Origin of the sequence: Photobacterium sanctipauli (assembly GCF_003026495.1) — a bacterium.
GTDB classification, from domain to species: Bacteria; Pseudomonadota; Gammaproteobacteria; order Enterobacterales; family Vibrionaceae; genus Photobacterium; species Photobacterium sanctipauli.
In genome coordinates, this window is record NZ_PYMA01000003.1 from 36,491 (window position 1) to 54,386 (window position 17,896).

Genomic DNA, 17,896 nt, shown 5'->3' on the forward strand with positions numbered 1-17,896 from the left:
AGCAATATTACTTTTGATAACATTCACCGCTCAGCTCAGCTTAATTTTCATTATCATTGCCCATTAAATAGCCTTTCGCTTAAATCCCTTTTCTTAATAATTGATAGGTTTCACCTACTGAATCTATTCGCCATATCCATTTCAGCTTTTCCCCTGCACTCGGTAGTCTATTCCGGTAACGAAATTCTGAGGTCAATATGTCTGTACAAAACCAACCTGAAGCAAATCAATTTTCTAACCAAAGCCCAAACAGTTGCCAGCGCGCATTGATTGTGGAAGGTGGTGCAATGCGTGGGATCTTCGCCAGCGGCGTTCTTGATGCGTTCATGGCGCAAGATTTCAAACCCTATGATTTTGCCATTGGCGTTTCTGCTGGCGCATCCAATCTGGTCGGTTACTTAGCGGATTCCCCCAAGCGTAGCTATCACGTCATTACTGAGCTAGCAACCAGCAAAGATTTTTATAACCCAACCCGTTTTGTTAAAGGCGGTGATTTAGTCGATGTTGAATGGTTATGGCATCAATCGAACCAACAATTTCCGGTGGATAAGAAAAAGTTTTATTCTTCAATGCCATTTTGGGCCGCCGTTACCAACATTGAAACGGGGAAAGCGGATTATTACCGCATTGATGAGCACAACGCTGACAATGCCATGGTGGCAACAGCTGCCCTGCCTATCGCCTTTAAATCCACGCCCTGCTTTTCTGGCGGGTGCTTTACCGATGGCGGTGTTGCCGATTCAATTCCTGTAAAAGAGGCCTATCGACGCGGGGCGCGTGATATTACGGTAATTCTGTCTCACCCCCTGAATTACCAGAAGAGCGAATCGAAAACACCTTGGCTTGTTAAAAAGCTACTCGCGAGAACGCCCGGCTTAGCAGATGCCATGCTTGAGCGAAGTAAAACCTATAACGAAGCGTTGGCATTTATTCGCAATCCACCCAGCGATGCAACCATCAAGGTTATTGCCCCGCCAGAAGACTTCCCGGTTAAACGCCTTACAATGAAGAAAGCCCTGCTAAACCAAGGCTATGAAATGGGAATCAACGCCGGTCGTGACCATATCAATAACCTTAACGGCTTTGCTGGACTTACCGACGAAAATTGTCACTTCTGTATTTAGTTTTCGGCAACAAACACGTACATGTCACCACGGCAGTAGTTAACGCTGTATTCCATCACCTGCCCGGTGACATCGTAGGCTGCTTGCTTGATAACAAGCACAGGTACGGTTGATTTCAACCCGAGATGCTCAAGGAACTCATCGGTAGGAAGCTGGGCGCTAACCCTGCTCTTGGTTCGGGTCAGGGTGATATTTTGGCTTTGGAAGTATTCATACAACGACATCTGAATGTCATCGGCATCGCCAATCAAATGGGCCGGGACGTAAGACTCTTCGATAGAAACCGGCTGATCATCAATGTAGCGAATACGCTTTAGCAAAAAGACTTCGTCGCCGGCACTGATATCCAGTTGGCTGGCGACATCATCATTGCATGGCACCACTTCTTTTTTGATCCACAAGGTATCAGGCCGCTTACCCTTCAACACCACTTGCTGGGAAAAGCCCTTTGGCTCTTTCAATGAATATTCAAGGGTATCGCTTACCATGGTGCCACATCCCCGAGAACGAACAATTACGCCATCTTTATCAAGCACATCAAGGGCTTTGCGCACGGTGATGCGAGAAATACCAAGCATTTCGCTCAGCTCACGCTCGGTCGGAAGAAAGTCGCCTCCCACCAAAAGTTTTTGCTGAATCGCCTGTTTTACTGACTCAGCAACTTTCACGTACAGCGGCGATTTATCCTTTTGCTCTAAACGCGCTTTAATCAGCTTAATCAAGTTATTGTAATCGTTCATCTATTCATGCTTTGTTGGGTACTGGCTTGATTATACCCAAGCGGATTGGCTGTAGCCATAGGGCAAGGCCAACAGTAATAGCCATTAGCACGGCACAAATCTGATAGGCAAAGGCATAACTGCCCGTGCTATCGACAACCACTGCCGCAAGTACAGGGCCGATGAAACCACCTGCTCCCCACGCGGTATACAACACCCCGTAGTTGGCACCGTAGTTTTTCAAACCGTAGAAACTCGCCATAATCGAAGGGAAAACCGCCAGCAAAGCACCATAGCCAATACCCGCCGCACCCGCGCCGAGGATCAACCAGAAACTGTTATCGTAACCGGCAAAAAACAGCATGTTGACCCCTTGCAAGGCAAACGCCAACGTCAAGGTTCGTACTCCGCCGATTTTATCTGACAGCAAGCCTGTCGCAAGGCGCCCGCCTGAATTGAATAATGCCAGTGCCACCACCAAATAGGCAGCATCTGAAATACCAGCCTGCACTGAGGCTATCGACGTGATATTGGCGATCACCATTAAGCCCGCCGCCGAAGAGAAGGCATACATCAACCACAGAACATAAAACTCACGCTTTTTCACCATCTCTTGCCATGGCACATCTTTGGCTGGTTTCACCGCAGACGATTGAGCCGTATTACCTGTTTCATTAGTTTGACCGTCCGCTGTTGATTCACCTTCCCCATTCATACCCGGTGTAAATCCTTTCGGTGGATTATCAATAGTGCACGCCAGCGGATATGCGATAACAAGCAGGGCAATACCTAAAATTAAGAAACTTTGGCTGATACCATACTGCGCGATCAAGAAGGTCACCAGTGGCGCCAAGTAAATCGACGCTAAGCCAAACGCGGTCGCAATAATGCCATTAACCATGCCTTTTTTGGAAGGGTGAAACCACTTCATGGCAACAGGGTTTAGACAAGCATAGCCAAAACCGATACCGCAGCCGGTCAACACGCCAAACGTAATGCTCAGAACAACGGGCGATAAGGTAATTGACGATAGCAACATCCCCACACCAGCCAGCAATGTGCCTGCCATCAAAACTTTGCGCGGCCCGATCTTGTCTTGGATAACACCCGCAAACAGCACTGCAAACGACAACACCACGATCGACAAGGTATAGGGAAACGATGCCTGCGCATTGCTCCAGCCCTGCTCAACCACCAGCGCATTCTTAAACACGCTCCACGCGTACAAAATACCGATACACAAATTTATGCCGCAACTCGCCATCAATATACGAACGGCTTTTGTTTTTAAATTCATAGCTCAATCAATTTAGTTCAATCAATTTATTCGTTATCAGAAGACACAACTGCCCCGGCGATGGAATGTTTAAACCCAGGTAAAGTAGTTACACCCAATTGCCTCTTCAAATAAGGAACATTTATTAGGAAGGAAAATAAGAGAAGCAAGGCGCTTGCTTCTCTATCTGATTTATTGCTTATCTGCTGGTTATTTACCCTGCTTGGCATTAACCAAGGCTAGGTGAATGCCATGTATCACTTCGGGTATAGCTCCGGGTATAAGCCCGCTATTAATAACGCTTCAAGTAATCAGCCATTTCATTCTGGCTCGGTGCACAATCACCGCCTTGGTGACTAACCACAAACGATGCGACAGCATTACCCAATAGCACGGCATCCGGTAGTTCCCAACCCGCGGCTAATCCAGCCAAAACGCCACCAGCATGGGAGTCTCCTGCCCCAATGGTATCAACCACATTGGCTTTAAACGGAGATACATTGCCCGACGCATTGGCATCGGCAAACAAGGCACCATCGCTATCGATGCGAAGGATCAGCGGGCATTGGTATTTGTCAAACCAGCTTTCACAGAACGCCTGAGCGGATGTCATGCCAAGCACTTCCGCTTCTTGGCGGTTAAGCGAAACAATTGGCTTTAGGGCCAGCAAACGTGAGAACAGCTGTGGCGGTATGTCGGCGATACGCGGGCCGAAATCAACAAAGACATCAACGGTCGATGGCTGAGATTCCAGCCAAGCAACCAATGTTTTACCCGACTCCGAAGCCAGCTGGTAGCCCGACATGTACACCAAGGCATCATCGGCTAGCTCAATACCGGCAAGCAAGTTCTCGTCCCAGTCGTTTTCAACGCCGCTTACTGATATAAACGTACGCTCACCGTCTGGTTCAACCAAGGCCATACACCAACCGTTATCACCACGCTCGTTGCGGAAATCGCTGACAATCCCCTTCTCTGCAATGGTGGTTTCGATTAGGCTTGCCCAATTACCTTTACCGATTGGCAATGCGTTCAATGACTCAATCCCCAATCGCTTCAAGGTGATCGCGATGTTAAGCGCGCAACCACCAACATGAATACCTTTTTCCGCAACTTCAATATCGCCGCCACGGCTTGGCAGCATTGGGGTATCCACCACAATATCAACCACTGCGGCACCGACTACGCAAACTTGGCGTTGGTTGCTCAGGGTCGGAACTAATTGCAATAGGGCGTTATGAGGCATACTCACTCTCCTTGGCCGCACGAAGCTCAGTAAAGGCTTTACTGTACTTGGTGAAGTCCAATTGGTTGGCGGCATCTAGCTGCGCTTTGAGATCTTTATCAATGCTGTCGATGCCATTGATTGCACCACAAATAGCCGTTGCCATCGCACCGATAGTATCGGTATCACCACCAAGGTTGGCACACAAGATCGCACAACGGTTAGGATCTGTTTTGGCCAACTCAACCATGGCAATCGCCGCAGGTACAGACTCAATCGTACTCGTGCCAGTACCGACCAAGTCGTAAATCTTCTGCATTGTGGTCTCAACACCATTGTTCTCGCGAGCAACAGCCAGTGCCAGCTCAATGCGCGAACCCATAGACGCGCTGAAGGTCGTAATGTTCTTGTTCTGCGCAGCATTGGCAATAGCTGGTAGTTGGTCGCTGATATTCTGCCAGCTCTCACCGTCTACCGCTTTTGATACTGCCCATGCAATCGCTGTTGCGCCAGCAATCGCCACGTCAGACTTATGCGTTGGGCTTGAAGCCAACCACACCTGTTCTATGAAGTCATCCAACGAGCAGGTTGGCACCAAGCAACCCAGCGGCGACACACGCATCGCTGCACCATTGGTAACACCGTTGTTTTCTAGCTCATCGATTGGCGTACCTTCTTTAATTGCACGCATCGCCGCTTTCGAAGAAGGGCCAAACACATTCTTGTTAAAGGCATCGAAGCCATCTGCCCAGGTCATCACGTTACGCGCAATCACTTCAGGCACAATCTTACCTTCACATTCGATAATAGCATCGGCCAGTGCCAGAGCCATCGAGGTATCGTCGGTGAAATGGCAAGCTTCAAAGTAGCAAGCCGCATTGTTTTCTGCCGGTCCTGGCAGGAAGCGGTCAATCCAGCCAAAGTGTGCTTTCACACGGGTACGAGGCCATAGTTCAGATGGCATACCCATCGAGTCCCCCAAAGCCTGACCGTAAAAAGCACCAAGAATTCGATTTTCTGTATTGTTGTTCATTCTGACTACACCTAAAAAAACTAAATTGGAATCACACCCGCCCAAGACAGTGCTTGAACTGCTCAATGCATCTTAAACGGGTGGAAAGGGTTAACTCATTGCCTGCAAGCGTTATACATGGAAGCTATTTGGATAGCTCAATGGCTACGCTTTAGCGGGCTTTTGCGCTGAATCGTTGTTCTCGTCTTTCACTTCGATTTCGCTGATTTCACCATCAGACTCGCGGAAGAAGAACATGAATAGGACAAGGATGAAGGCAATCATGATGGCACCGAAGCCCCACATTCCCGACCAGTTGAAGGTCAGTCCGTTTACTGGCTCTTCGTAAGCGAACATCTTTTCCATCATTACGCCACCTAGGCGGTAACCCAATAGGCTACCTAAGCCCTGACAACATAGGGTGATAAGGCCCTGCGCTGCGGTACGCATATGCTTTGGTGCTTTCTTATCTACATAGATATAAGCGGTAACGAAGTAGAAGTCGTAGCTCACACCGTGTAGCAAGATACCGGCAAACAATAGCGAGTATAGGTACCACTGCTCTGCACTACCGTAGACAAAGAAGCCGTAACGGATTGCCGCAGTGAACAGACCAAGCATTAATACCTTTTTAATACCATAACGTTTGGTAAAGAAAGGCAGTGCCAGCATAAAGAAGATTTCAGAGAACTGGCCAAGGGTCATCCAACCCGTCGCGTTGCTCATACCCACTTCAGTTAGGTAGCCGTTGGCGAAAATGTAGTAGAACGCCAGTGGCAAGCTGAACATGAATGAACAAACAAAGAACGCCAGGAAGTTTTTGTCACGCAGCAACACCAGTGCATCCAAGCCAAGCATCACTTTCAGGCTTAGCTTGCCCGTACTCTTTGGTGGCGTATTAGGTAGAGAAAGTGCAAACACACCCAGTAGCGCAGAACTTGCTGCTGTTACTAGAAGAGGAATATTCGTTGCTGAGATATCGCCGTAGCCCAACCAACCCGGTAGGAAGCCACACACGATACCCGATGCGATCCAGCCGATAGTACCCAGTACGCGGATACGCGGGAAGTCACGCTCAACGTCTTCAACGTGTGAGAACGCGATGCTGTTGGTCAGGGCAATTGTCGGCATGTAGGTTAGCGAGTAAGCCAGCAATAATGGGAAGAAGCTAGAAAACTCGGTTTGCTGGGCCGCTAAGTACATTAAGCCTGCACCCGCCAAGAGCATGACGGATAACACTTTCTGTGCGGGGAAGAACCTGTCTGTGATAGAACCAACCAAGATTGGCGATAGAATGGCCGCAATCGCAGTACACGCGTAAGACCATGCAATTTCAGTTGGCGTGAAGCCATTCGTATTCAAGAACTGCCACAGTGGAACAAACCATGCTCCCCAGATAAACCATTCGATGAACATCATGAATGACAGCTTTGTATTCGTTTTAGTCATCATTATTTCCTTAAGTAGTAGGGCAAGACCAAATCTATAGCTAAAGTAATACCAAAACAATACCAAGGTGTTCAAAAGGTGATCAGGGCGATACTTTTACTATCAGGGCTATCAATATTCAATGACTTAGATCCAACCAAATGATGACTCCTTAATTGTAGGTATTAGCCGCCAAGCTTTCCTCTTGGCCAAAAACAAAAAAAGGAGCCCTCGGGCTCCTTTCAGTTGGTCTTAAATGGTCTTACTAGCTGTTATCTGCCTTTAGGCTTGTCTTAACACGATAGTCTGGGCCGATTTCATCGGCTGACAACACTTTCAGCTTAGACACATCAGCCCCTACCCCTTCAAATTGGTAGAAACCGTTCACCATTTTGTAGCTCGGTTTTTCAGCCAAAATGCCTTTTGGTAGTGAATAAAAGCCATGTGTTGAGCCGTAATACACTTCGTTGCTGTAAGAAGGGCTCGTCAAGGCCGCTTGCGGATCAGCACGGAGTGACTGCAGCGCTTCGTCAAGGTTGAACACAACGTTGTCGTTAAAGCTGATCTTATCGCCGGTGAAGATCGTGTCCACGCTGCTGTTATCAAACAAACTCACGCGATGGCCTTGGTTACCGTGAACCATGCCAAACTCGACATCAACCATGGTGTTATTCGCCACAGAGACGTTCTTAGGCGTCCACTGCTTGTTTAGCTCTTTGCCTTTTACTGACTGATCAAGCACTTCGCCGTCTTTGACATTGATAATACCGGTATTGATAACGACACCACCGCGCACATCAGCATTACCTGCAATCTGGCCACCAGCACCGCGTAGGCCCATGAAGTAGTTATTACGCACGATGTGGTTTTCGTCGTAGATACGAATACCGCCAGTATCTTGTTTCAAGTTACCCAGTACAACGTTGTTTTCGACAATGTTGCCCTTACCGTGACGCAAGGAAATCATCGAAGCACTTTCAAAGATGGTGTTACCCGCAATCAGGTTTTCTCCCGACTTAACCGAGATCAGCTCTCGCTCACCATCTGAGTCAACCAATAGGTTATTGATAAACTGTGTGCGTGAAGGCCACTGGCTACTCTTCGAATCACCAATGCGGATAGCTTCCCAGCTGTTACCGTTGTATCGGATAGCCTCTTTGATATCTAGCTCGTTGTAGCGGTTCTTCTTCTGAGAGTAGAAAATGTTCTCGGCGATAAGGTGGTTATCGGCCTTGTCATCGATATTTTTCTGGATACCAATCAAGGTGCCGCGCTTGTGCTTACCTTCAAAACGGTTGTTGACTACCTTGCCATCTTTGCCCCATAGCGATACCCAAAGGTAGCGAGGGTATTCACTGCGACGCTCGTCCGGCTCGTAGGCGTAATCTTCATTGAAGTAATAGAAGGTCGAATTTTGCAACGTGTTACGCATCCCTTCTAAGCGAACACCACCAAAGCGCTCGGCAGGGCCACCTTCGGTGAAAACCAAGCTATCGAGCGTGATGTCATCACCTTGGGTTACCAACTGCACAAGCCCAGTCAGCAGCACAGTACCCGCTTCTTCCGCCTTGACCGTGACATCATTGGCTGTGATTTCAACCACGCCAAGGTTGGCATAACGGCCTGCAGGAATCGTAATTGTTTCGCCATCTTTGGCATTCACCAATTGCTGCTTCAATTGTTCGGCAGCTTCAGCACTCACTTGAGCAATATCAGAAGCATCAACCAGAGTACGAGAAGTGGCGGCTACAAGTTGTTCGCTGCTCAGTGCTTCAAGGTTGGATGATGCAAGAGTAGAGCTGGCAGCAATAGCATTGGTGTTGGTATTTGAGGCGTTGTTATCGGCTGATACATGGAAAGCGGCTAAAGAAAGTGTTGCAGCTAACGCCGCAGCAATCGGAGTTAATTTTTTCATGTCATTATTATCCTTGCTCTGGGCTAACGCTATGCCCTAGCCCAGAGCGTTACGGTTTATATTATTTCTGACGATCCATTAGCTTTATAAAGCCGTGGCATTAAAGTTTCGGGTAAATCAGGTATGCATCACGCTCAGCCCATACCTGTGACAGGTTGTTCAGTTCTGCATTCTCGAAACCGATTTCTTTAATGACTTCGTCATAGTGGTCAGTACCCCAAGCCAAGTCCGCCTTACGGTACACCGTTAGCATGCGATAGGTTTGGAAACGGCCTTTCTTCACGTCATTATCTTCGTGCGGCCAATCTTCAGCTTTCTGGAACTGAGCGACATAATCGATAGCAGACTTGATGTTGCGACCTTTGTAGTCGTGGTTCCAGATATCGATACCCATCTTGTCACCCAGCTGGGCAAGATAAGCCATCGCATCCAAGTTGAAGTAGCTGTAGTGATAACCTCGGGTACGTGCCAACTCTTCCGGCTGCGAGCCTTTGCTATCTAGCTGCTCACGAATACGCCACTTGGTATTAGCCACTGCCATTTTGGCAATGTCGTCTTTACCTAGGTAGTAGGCGATACCGGCAATTTGGGCTTGCATCCAAGTACCGTGGTTATTCCCCGCATATTGCTCCGCAGTGCCTTGCTCTGAAGTAATGAGCCAGTTCAAGAACTCGCCTAGCCATGCACGCATCGCCTTATTATCTTCTTCAGTCCAGTGCTCTGACGCTTCAAGCAGAGACAGTGCATCAACCAAGCGGTCAGAGAAACTGCGTGAATCAATCATGCCGCTGCGACGCTGGTCATCGACACCTGGTACCGCTTGTGCGTAACGCAGGTTCGGATTCATGCGCGTTTCAGGGTTAATGAACCAATGGCGAAGCATCTTAGCCGCATGCTCTGCGTATTTCTCGTCACCAGAGAAGTAATAAGCCACACCTAGCGCACGCACTGAGCGAGTGAACAAGCCGATCCGCACCGAGTCAGTCGCATCTGTTTTCGAGTCTGGGTTCGTTTTACCGTCATGACGGATCCACGGCAGGCCATCTTCGGTATCCGGATTCGGCCACCAGTATGGGCTGATCGAGAAGTAATCGTGCCTATCGCCACTTGGAGGTAGCAAAGTCTTGTCCGTTACTGATAGCAAACCCACAGCGATGGCTGATTCCGCTTCTTCAAGCAAGCGTGCATAGCTTGCCTGAGCTTCTTCGGTTGCCGTATCGTTGTGGATACGCGCTTTGCTTTCTGCAATCAATTCAGCATCGAAAAAGACGGTATTTGGTAGCGCATCGCTGGCATATAGTGGCGCTGCAAACAGGGTGCTTGCCAGTGCCATCCCGCCGATAAATTTCTTCAACATTTTGAAAATCCTATAATCCAAAGATGCGTTACTTAGATTCTGCAGCCAGGTCAGCTTTCTCAACTGAATCATCAACCGCTTTAACCAGTAGCAAACCAACTGCAAGTACAATCACACCACACAGTACGAAGATGAATCGTCCCCATAGTGGGTTTGGCAGTACGAACATCGTCATCACACCCACACCCGCAACAGCGATGAGCGAACCAAGCATGCGACGCTGTTTGTTATCCAGCTTCTTCTGCGCTGTAGATTCAGCAACCAACGGGGTAGATAGGTTTTCGAAGAACTTATCAACATTCTTCTGACGCTCTTCAGATAGCGGCTTGTAGAACAATGTGGTCAGTACGAAGAAACCAGCCGTGAATACCAAGTGGGCAATCAGACCGATAGCCACTTTCAAGTCAGACCATTCGCGGCCCGTTAGCGGCTCTAGGTTGAACCAGCCCTGTACCATGTCAGCCGTGATAACGAAACCAACGAAGTAAGAAACAATACCACCGACAACTAGCGTACCCCAGCCAGCCCAGTCAGGCGTTTTCTTGATGAAGAAGCCACAGAATGCAGGGATAGTCATTGGGAAGCCAATCAGCGCACCCACATACATCATGGTGTCGAACAAGCTCAGGCCTTTCAGCGAGTTGATGAACAACGCAACCAAGATGATGGCAATACCAAAGAAAGTCGAAGTTAGCTTAGAAACAACCACTAGCTCTTTCTCTGTCGCGTTTGGACGCAGAATTGGCTCGTAGAAGTTCTTAACGAAGATACCCGAGTTACGGTTCAGACCTGAGTCCATTGAAGACATAGTTGCAGCGAACATTGCCGCAATTAGCAGACCCACCATGCCGACAGGCATGTACTCTTGTACGAAGTATAGGTAAGCAAAATCACCCGCTTTTGAACCTGCATCCGGGTATTGTGCCGCTAGATCAACACCTTGACCTGCGATGAACCACGAAGGCATGAACCAGATTAGTGGGCCTACCGTCATGAGGATACACGCTAGCAGCGCTGCTTTTTTCGCATTCTTTGAATCTTTAGCAGCTAGGTAACGGTATGAGTTCAGCATGTTGTTGGTGATGCTGAACTGTTTGAAGAAGATGAAGAATGCCCACACACCAAAGATACTTAGGTAGTTCAGGTTGTTACCAGAAACGAACGAGGCGCCTTCTTGAACCGGGAAGTTATTGACGATTTCGCCAACACCACCGCCCTGAATAATCGCCACAACAGCACAGGTCATGGTCACCGCCATGATGATAACCATCTGCATAAAGTCAGACGCGATTACCGCCCACGAACCGCCAGTTACAGACATCACCAATACAACCAAGCCGGTTGCAACAATGGTAGTTGTCATGTCGAAGCCAAAGATGCCTGACGCAATAATAGCTAGGCCATTTAGCCAGATACCTGCTGAGATAACACTGTTAGGCATCCCCGACCAGGTGAACACCTGCTCGTTAAACTTACCAAAGCGCATTCGAATAGCTTCAATTACCGTCACCACACGCAGCTGGCGGAATTTAGGCGCAAAGTATAGGTAGTTCATTAGGTAGCCGAATGCGTTGGCTAGGAAAATAATGGCAACAGCAAAGCCATCTGCATATGCCTTACCAGCAGCTCCCGTAAATGTCCAAGCACTAAACTGGGTCATAAATGCGGTAGCACCAACCATCCACCACAACATACTACCGCCCCCACGGAAGTAATCACTAGTCGTACTTGTAAACGTGCGGAACATCCACCCTATTGCAATTAGAAACAGGAAATAAATCCCGACGATGAGCGTATTGAGATCCATCGTTATTGTCCTTTGTGTTTTTAATGTCTGCGCTAATCATAAGAAAGGCAAAAACAAACTTGTACTACAATAAGCTTTATTCGTGACAAAGATCCCGATCATTTCAATCAAAAAGTAACACAAATTAATTAATCCAATAAAAATCAATCACTTAAAATGAATCACAAAAGATTTTAAAATTTAAACTCCAATTGCAAGATAATCCACATGTATTATTTTATTTGATCAAGTTCACGTTATAAAAAACGCATCAAATAACACTCAAGTAAATAAAACCAATATAAGTGATTGTTTTTTAACGATACAACAAAATAGTGTGCAAGACATCACAAACGACGGTGATCACATAATTCCAAAGCCTGACTACAAACCCAATAATTACTTCAATATTATTGTATTACTTTTTAGAAACACAGTTAGGAAAACACCTTATGTTTAAACACTCTCGCCTAATGGTAGTTATTGGCTCTGTACTTATTGCCGGCCAAGTAAGTGCCGCTTCGATTGATTTACGTCACGAATACAAAGGTAAGTCTGGCGACCATGCAACTCGTGTTAAAATCAACGAGAGCATCGGCAACCTATATTTCAGTGGTGAAATGAAGTTTAAAGGTGCAGATGGCAAGTTCATGGAAGACCTGCAAAACAATGGTTGGGAATTTGACTGGGGATATCGCTACCGCATCAATAACTGGACAATCCAGCCAGGTATGCCAATCGAAGGCCGCAGAGACGGCATGACTGTTAAGCCACAACTTCGCGCAACCTATGCATTTGAAAGCGTAGAAGGTTTAACACTAAGTGGCCGTTACCGTCATGATTTTAAAATGTACAGTGATGATCGCGATACTGATAAACGCCATCGTGTAACCGGTAACATTGGTTACAAAATCAATGACTGGCAGTTCGGCCTTGAAATGAACTACTACAAAGCGGAAGGCTACGACCTGTTTGACAACAAAGACACCAACTACGAGAACAACATTAGCATTCGCTACCGTCCAGGTGACTGGAGCCCATACGTCGAGTTTGGTGATGTGAGCATGTCATCGAAGACAGACGAGCGTGAACTACGTAGCCGTATTGGTATTACTTACAGCTTCTAAGTCCAGCATTGATAATAGAGGTATTTTAATACCCTTTTACACCTTATAGATGTGCTATTGCAGCAGTTAGCAGTGGCAGCGTGAGTATGAAGACTTACGCTGCCGCTTAAACACCCCTTCATTATTGTAATAATAGTCACGGATTACCTTCATAAATGCTTGCCTGTCTCCACGGCTATATTGATAACTGATTGAAGGCATTACCTTGAAAATGCTTTTTTGCATCCCACTAAGGTAGTGGTTATATTACGGGTCAAACTAAATTCGATTGCGATGAAAAAATACATCGTAATAATAATCCTTCTCAAAAAGACCACTTAAAATCGGCTTTTTCACGGTATTAGAAAAAACTTTTTCGAGAATACACACCAGAGAAGGTATACTATAGTCATATCGTCATACATAAACAGAAACAACCAAGGATTCCCATGTCTTCTAGCTTTACCGCTATAGCGGGTTCGAAACGCAGCCTTCATGTTCAAGTTGCCCGTGAAATTGCTCGTCGCATTCTTTCAGGCCAACTAGAGCAAGGGCAAGTGATCCCTGGTGAAATGACGCTTTGTGAACAATTTGGTATTAGCCGTACTGCCCTACGTGAAGCGGTGAAACTACTGACGTCCAAAGGCTTGCTTGAATCAAAGCCAAAAATTGGTACTAAGGTTGTTGACCGCATTAACTGGAACTTCCTTGACCCTCAGCTTCTAGAGTGGATGGACGGTTTGCAAAACTCAGAGGTCTTCTTCCATCAGTTCCTTGGCCTTCGCAAAGCCATTGAACCAGAAGCCTGTGCCCTAGCAGCCCGTAATGCAACAGCTGAACAACGTATTGAGCTATCAGAAACTTTCCAGCAAATGTCTGAAATTGCAGATAGCTTTGACCAAAGTCGCTGGGCAGAAGTCGACATGCGCTTCCACCGCCTGATTTTCCTTTCAACAGGCAATGACTTCTACCTACCTTTCGGTAATGTACTTGCGACCATTTTCATGAGCTTCATTCACCACTCATCTAAAGATGGCGGTGTATGTATCAATGAGCACCGTGCAATTTATGACGCCATCATGGCGGGTAATGCCGATAAAGCACGCCTTGCTTCGCAGCAGCTACTTCAAGAAGAGAAACACCGTTTACCTTCAGAAGTTGCCTAATTGCTATATTGAGCACCGATAAAAAAGGCGTTGAAGATAGACTTCAACGCCTTTTTCATATCCAAACGTGTGTCGCTTATTCGATAGTTGGCAGACTTACTCTGCCATGTCCATCTCGTTGTGGATCAACACTACGCACTGCGAGGCAAACAGCATCTTCGGGCCAAGGCTGATCTTTTCTGCCCCCAACCGCTTCAAGCTATTAAAGCTCTTTTTCGGCATCGGCATGTGATCCGTTAGCAAGAAGCAGGCATTCTCTGCAAATTCAACATCACGAATAGAGTCGCCCTTCTTATCCATCATGTACAGTTGATAGTCTTCAGCCAACTCTTTTACCAAAGCTTCAAAACTAATGGTACGTACATTGATGCCAGGCTCAACATCCAGCGACTGCTCTTTGCCCATAAACTGGGATTTGTCCAACGCCTTCGTGATCTTATCGAACCAAGCCTGCTCATGGAATCCACCAATCTCAACCAACTCATTCGCGGTAAATCGAATCGTACGGGAGTAATCCTTGGTGCTTTCTAGCACGAGGTACACTTCAACATCACTTCGATGAGACTGGGCAACAAAAATGGCATTCATTAATGTATGAGCCAAGATTTCAGTGTGAGCACTCTGGCCAACAGCAGCCATAAAAGGCTCACTTTCCGTTGGCGCCGATCTTGCTCTCAATACAAATGCACGCATAGTTAAAATTCCAATATATCATCTGGGTAGAATCGAAAATTGGCGTGATTATCCCAGTTTTATTCCTAGATGTAACGAGAATTCCACTGTTCGCCTTATGCGTATATTTACTTTGCTCAAATCCACAGCAACCTTACAAACACCTTTGGTTATTTGCCAGCTTACTGACAATAATTGCTTAGCGAATATTTCCCCTCTTATTTATAGACAGCTTGAATAACATGCGATATTAAAATTGGATGTATCTCAATGCATAGAAAATCTTACATTTTAGTATTACAAATTATACCCTTCCCGCATTATTATACCCACCCTGTTTTATATGCTAAATGATTAAATAAGGTGAAGCATGCTTAGCTCAATTAAAGGTCAAACAGTGATTGTTACCGGCGGGAGTAAGGGGATCGGTAAAGGGATAGCCCGCGTCTTCGCACGCCAAGGTGCCAATGTCGTCATCGTTGCCCGTGGTGAACAGGCTGCTCAACAAACCGTAAGTGAATTGCGTGAGCAAGGGGCACAGGCCGAGTATTACCTTGCAGATGTTAGTGACTGGGGTGAAATGCAAAAAATGGCCGAATACGTTCGCGAGCAGTATGGGCGTATTGATATTCTTTGCGCTAATGCGGGTATTTTCCCTCAGGCAAACCTTGCCGACATGGATCCTGAAAACTGGGACATGGTCATGGATACTAACCTCAAGAGCCTTTTCTTAGGTGTTAAGGCCGTTACCCCTTACATGAAAGAACAAGGTAAAGGGCGAATCGTTGTTACCTCTTCCATTACCGGCCCGATTACCGGCTTCCCAGGTTGGTCGCACTATGGTGCATCGAAAGCTGGACAACTCGGCTTCGTAAAAACGGCAGCCATTGAGCTGGCGCGTTCTGGGATTACTATCAATGCCGTAATGCCTGGCAATATCTATACCGAAGGCTTGCAAGATCTCGGACAAGACTACCTTGATACCATGGCAGCCTCTATCCCGCTCAACCGTTTAGGTGATGTCGAAGACATTGGCAATACAGCCTTATTCTTCGCTTCAGACGAAGCTGGCTACATTACAGGGCAAACGATCGTCGTTGACGGCGGGCAGATCCTGCCAGAATCACTCGAAGCCTTAGAAGGCATTTAATAGCAAAACCTTTGATACTACGCTATCTGGTACGACGCTATACAAGCACTTGTTTTGGTGTATAAAAAGAAAAAAGGATCTGACAAAGTCAGATCCTTTTAATGTTCAGTAACTTCAAGTTTACTGACATTCACACAGACAAGTTAATTATACTGCCCCATTGCTTGTATTACAATAAGATAATTATCTTATTTAGCTAATTCATTGCTAAGCTGCTGTTAGCTTCGGGCGATGTTTTAAGCCAACCCCTGATGCAACGATCAAGGCACCAATAAATACAAACGCCCCGCGATCAACCATGTCATTTGGCAATATCGCCAGCGCCATCACGGCTACACCTAGCCCCTTAGATAGCCAGCCAAGATATGTACCTTGGCGGTAATCCACATCGGCTTGCTCATCACGCGAAATAGGACTCTGCATGTTCAAACGCATCTGGTTCACTTCCTGCAGTCGTGATTCAGTTTGCTGTTCTTCTTTATAGAAGAAACGGGTCAGCACAAAGAAGCCACCAGTTACAATCACCTGCGCTAACACCGCGACGACCACTGTCAGATCCACCGCTTCACGGGCGGTAAAACTATCGGCATTAAACAAAGGCAGCAACCAATTCGGGTTAAAAGCAAACTGCATGAAGCAAGATACGCCCAAGCCGACAACTAATGTTGCCCAACCAGACCAATCAGGTGTTCGCGTTACTACTACGGCCAATAATGCAGGAATAGCCAATGGTATTTGCAGCAAGGCACCAAACAACATCATCAAGTCGAAGAAGCTGTATTCCTGCATAGAGGCAAACAGCAGCGCAGCCAGCACCGCCAGTACACCGTTGAAGACAGTACTTACCTTACCCACCCACATTTGCTGCTGGTCAGTCGCCTGAGGGTTGATCACCGACTGGTAGACATTGCGCACAAATATGCCGGCGTTGCGATTTAGCGCCGTTGTCATAGGTGCAATTGTCGCCGCTATCATCGCTGCTAACACTAACCCCAACACGCCAGCAGGCATGGAATGATCAATGAAGTAGAGATAAGCCGCACTATTGGCATCGCTACCCAAGTTTGGATAAATAACGGATAAATCAACGCCCGTGGTTGCCGTTACCCAAGGCGGAATGAACCACATCACAGGCCCGACAATGAACAGTAATCCTGTGACAAATGCCGCTTTACGTGCCTCTTTCTCATTTACCGTCACCAAAAAGCGGTAACAACTCATGGCATTGTTAGTGCTAATAGATTGCTTGGTCATAACAATGACGACCCACAATACGAATATTTGCCAATAGCTAATATCGTTACCCATGATGCTTTCTGCCGGGAAATCGCTTGCTAACTGAGCAGGGCCACCCGCCGACACCAGTGCATAAGCACCAACTATCAAGGTTATCGACATCAATAAGATAAGCTGTACCACATTGGTTGCCGAGACAGTCCAAGAGCCGCCACTTACCGCAATAAGGGTCACTATCACCCCTACCCCAATGATGGTCACCTTTAAATCGATGCCAAATACGGCAGCAACAAACAACGCCAAGCCGTTAAGCCAAATTGCCGCCGACAGCGTGGTAAGCGGAAATTGAAGCCAAGTAAATATTTGCTCGCAAGCCTTACCAAAACGCAAGCGGATCACCTGCATCGCAGTATCAACACGAAGCTTGCGATAACGAGCGGCAAAGAACCATGCCGCAATAAAAAAACCGAGCGCATTACCCCAGAACAAGAAAAGTACCGGCAGCCCATCCTCAAACGCCTTGGCTGCCGCGCCCGTAAACGTCCATGCTGAAAACTGTGTCATGAATGCGGTTGCCCCCGCCATCCACCACATCATGGCACCACCACCACGAATAAAACCCGATGAGCTACGGGAAAAACGCTTGAAGATCAGCGCTGCTATCAAAATAAAAACGAAATAACCGGAAACTACTAATAAATCTATAGCTTGCATAACACTCCTC

Annotated in this window: 14 protein-coding genes; 4 read left to right on the forward strand and 10 right to left on the reverse strand. The window is 47.0% G+C overall.

Annotation, left to right across the window (positions count from 1 at the left end; genetic code table 11):
* Positions 1-197 precede the first annotated feature (197 nt).
* A complete protein-coding gene (locus C9I98_RS06455; protein WP_107271745.1) occupies positions 198-1,124 on the forward strand; it encodes a patatin-like phospholipase family protein in 927 nt (308 codons plus the stop codon).
* Here the strand turns inward: C9I98_RS06455 and C9I98_RS06460 are convergent.
* The 8 genes from C9I98_RS06460 to C9I98_RS06495 form a co-directional block, all read right to left on the reverse strand.
* Positions 1,121-1,864 carry a GntR family transcriptional regulator gene (locus tag C9I98_RS06460; protein WP_036825250.1) on the reverse strand — a complete coding sequence of 248 codons (744 nt, stop codon included), beginning with the start codon at positions 1,862-1,864 and terminating at the stop codon, positions 1,121-1,123. The genes C9I98_RS06455 and C9I98_RS06460 overlap by 4 nt on opposite strands.
* Positions 1,865-1,868: 4 nt before the next feature.
* Positions 1,869-3,140: an L-lactate MFS transporter gene (locus C9I98_RS06465; RefSeq protein WP_107271746.1), complete on the reverse strand. Its 1,272-nt coding sequence runs from the start codon at positions 3,138-3,140 to the stop codon at positions 1,869-1,871.
* A gap of 271 nt (positions 3,141-3,411) precedes the next feature.
* Complete coding sequence (locus C9I98_RS06470; RefSeq protein ID WP_036817909.1) at positions 3,412-4,365, reverse strand: PfkB family carbohydrate kinase; 954 nt, start codon at positions 4,363-4,365, stop codon at positions 3,412-3,414.
* Complete coding sequence (locus C9I98_RS06475; RefSeq protein ID WP_036817908.1) at positions 4,355-5,377, reverse strand: ADP-ribosylglycohydrolase family protein; 1,023 nt, start codon at positions 5,375-5,377, stop codon at positions 4,355-4,357. The genes C9I98_RS06470 and C9I98_RS06475 overlap by 11 nt, the downstream gene beginning before the upstream one ends.
* A 144-nt stretch (positions 5,378-5,521) precedes the next feature.
* Positions 5,522-6,805 (reverse strand): nucleoside permease, encoded by a 1,284-nt coding sequence (locus tag C9I98_RS06480; protein ID WP_036817907.1) that lies wholly within the window; start codon positions 6,803-6,805, stop codon positions 5,522-5,524.
* Between the two features lie 244 nt (positions 6,806-7,049).
* A complete protein-coding gene (locus C9I98_RS06485) occupies positions 7,050-8,699 on the reverse strand; it encodes a polysaccharide lyase 6 family protein (protein ID WP_036817905.1) in 1,650 nt (549 codons plus the stop codon).
* A gap of 100 nt (positions 8,700-8,799) precedes the next feature.
* The gene (locus C9I98_RS06490; protein ID WP_036817901.1) at positions 8,800-10,056 is read right to left on the reverse strand and encodes an alginate lyase family protein; all 1,257 of its coding nucleotides are present in this window, start codon (positions 10,054-10,056) and stop codon (positions 8,800-8,802) included.
* A gap of 28 nt (positions 10,057-10,084) precedes the next feature.
* Positions 10,085-11,863 carry a sodium:solute symporter family protein gene (locus C9I98_RS06495; protein ID WP_107271747.1) on the reverse strand — a complete coding sequence of 593 codons (1,779 nt, stop codon included), beginning with the start codon at positions 11,861-11,863 and terminating at the stop codon, positions 10,085-10,087.
* A 431-nt stretch (positions 11,864-12,294) separates the two neighbouring features.
* On the opposite strand from C9I98_RS06495, the gene C9I98_RS06500 reads away from it, so the two are divergent.
* Positions 12,295-12,969 carry an oligogalacturonate-specific porin KdgM family protein gene (locus C9I98_RS06500; RefSeq protein ID WP_107271748.1) on the forward strand — a complete coding sequence of 225 codons (675 nt, stop codon included), beginning with the start codon at positions 12,295-12,297 and terminating at the stop codon, positions 12,967-12,969.
* Between the two features lie 428 nt (positions 12,970-13,397).
* Positions 13,398-14,114, forward strand: coding sequence for a FadR/GntR family transcriptional regulator (locus C9I98_RS06505; protein WP_036825336.1), 717 nt, complete (start codon positions 13,398-13,400; stop codon positions 14,112-14,114).
* A gap of 96 nt (positions 14,115-14,210) precedes the next feature.
* Here C9I98_RS06505 and trmY read toward each other — a convergent pair whose 3' ends face one another.
* On the reverse strand, positions 14,211-14,807 hold the full coding sequence (trmY, locus tag C9I98_RS06510) for a tRNA (pseudouridine(54)-N(1))-methyltransferase TrmY (protein ID WP_036825334.1): 597 nt from the start codon (positions 14,805-14,807) through the stop codon (positions 14,211-14,213).
* A gap of 349 nt (positions 14,808-15,156) precedes the next feature.
* Between trmY and fabG the strand changes: the two genes are divergently transcribed.
* Positions 15,157-15,936 (forward strand): 3-oxoacyl-ACP reductase FabG, encoded by a 780-nt coding sequence (fabG, locus tag C9I98_RS06515; RefSeq protein ID WP_107271749.1) that lies wholly within the window; start codon positions 15,157-15,159, stop codon positions 15,934-15,936.
* A 207-nt stretch (positions 15,937-16,143) separates the two neighbouring features.
* On the opposite strand, the gene C9I98_RS06520 is transcribed toward fabG, so the two are convergent.
* Positions 16,144-17,886 (reverse strand): sodium:solute symporter family transporter, encoded by a 1,743-nt coding sequence (locus C9I98_RS06520; RefSeq protein WP_036831805.1) that lies wholly within the window; start codon positions 17,884-17,886, stop codon positions 16,144-16,146.
* Between the last annotated feature and the right edge of the window lie 10 nt (positions 17,887-17,896).

Coding starts and splice junctions, on each gene's coding strand:
- C9I98_RS06455 (WP_107271745.1), top strand. CDS start 198: ATGTCTGTACAAAACCAACCTGAAGCAAATCAATTTTCTAACCAAAGC.
- C9I98_RS06460 (WP_036825250.1), bottom strand. CDS start 1,864: ATGAACGATTACAATAACTTGATTAAGCTGATTAAAGCGCGTTTAGAG.
- C9I98_RS06465 (WP_107271746.1), bottom strand. CDS start 3,140: ATGAATTTAAAAACAAAAGCCGTTCGTATATTGATGGCGAGTTGCGGC.
- C9I98_RS06470 (WP_036817909.1), bottom strand. CDS start 4,365: ATGCCTCATAACGCCCTATTGCAATTAGTTCCGACCCTGAGCAACCAA.
- C9I98_RS06475 (WP_036817908.1), bottom strand. CDS start 5,377: ATGAACAACAATACAGAAAATCGAATTCTTGGTGCTTTTTACGGTCAG.
- C9I98_RS06480 (WP_036817907.1), bottom strand. CDS start 6,805: ATGACTAAAACGAATACAAAGCTGTCATTCATGATGTTCATCGAATGG.
- C9I98_RS06485 (WP_036817905.1), bottom strand. CDS start 8,699: ATGAAAAAATTAACTCCGATTGCTGCGGCGTTAGCTGCAACACTTTCT.
- C9I98_RS06490 (WP_036817901.1), bottom strand. CDS start 10,056: ATGTTGAAGAAATTTATCGGCGGGATGGCACTGGCAAGCACCCTGTTT.
- C9I98_RS06495 (WP_107271747.1), bottom strand. CDS start 11,863: ATGGATCTCAATACGCTCATCGTCGGGATTTATTTCCTGTTTCTAATT.
- C9I98_RS06500 (WP_107271748.1), top strand. CDS start 12,295: ATGTTTAAACACTCTCGCCTAATGGTAGTTATTGGCTCTGTACTTATT.
- C9I98_RS06505 (WP_036825336.1), top strand. CDS start 13,398: ATGTCTTCTAGCTTTACCGCTATAGCGGGTTCGAAACGCAGCCTTCAT.
- trmY (WP_036825334.1), bottom strand. CDS start 14,807: ATGCGTGCATTTGTATTGAGAGCAAGATCGGCGCCAACGGAAAGTGAG.
- fabG (WP_107271749.1), top strand. CDS start 15,157: ATGCTTAGCTCAATTAAAGGTCAAACAGTGATTGTTACCGGCGGGAGT.
- C9I98_RS06520 (WP_036831805.1), bottom strand. CDS start 17,886: ATGCAAGCTATAGATTTATTAGTAGTTTCCGGTTATTTCGTTTTTATT.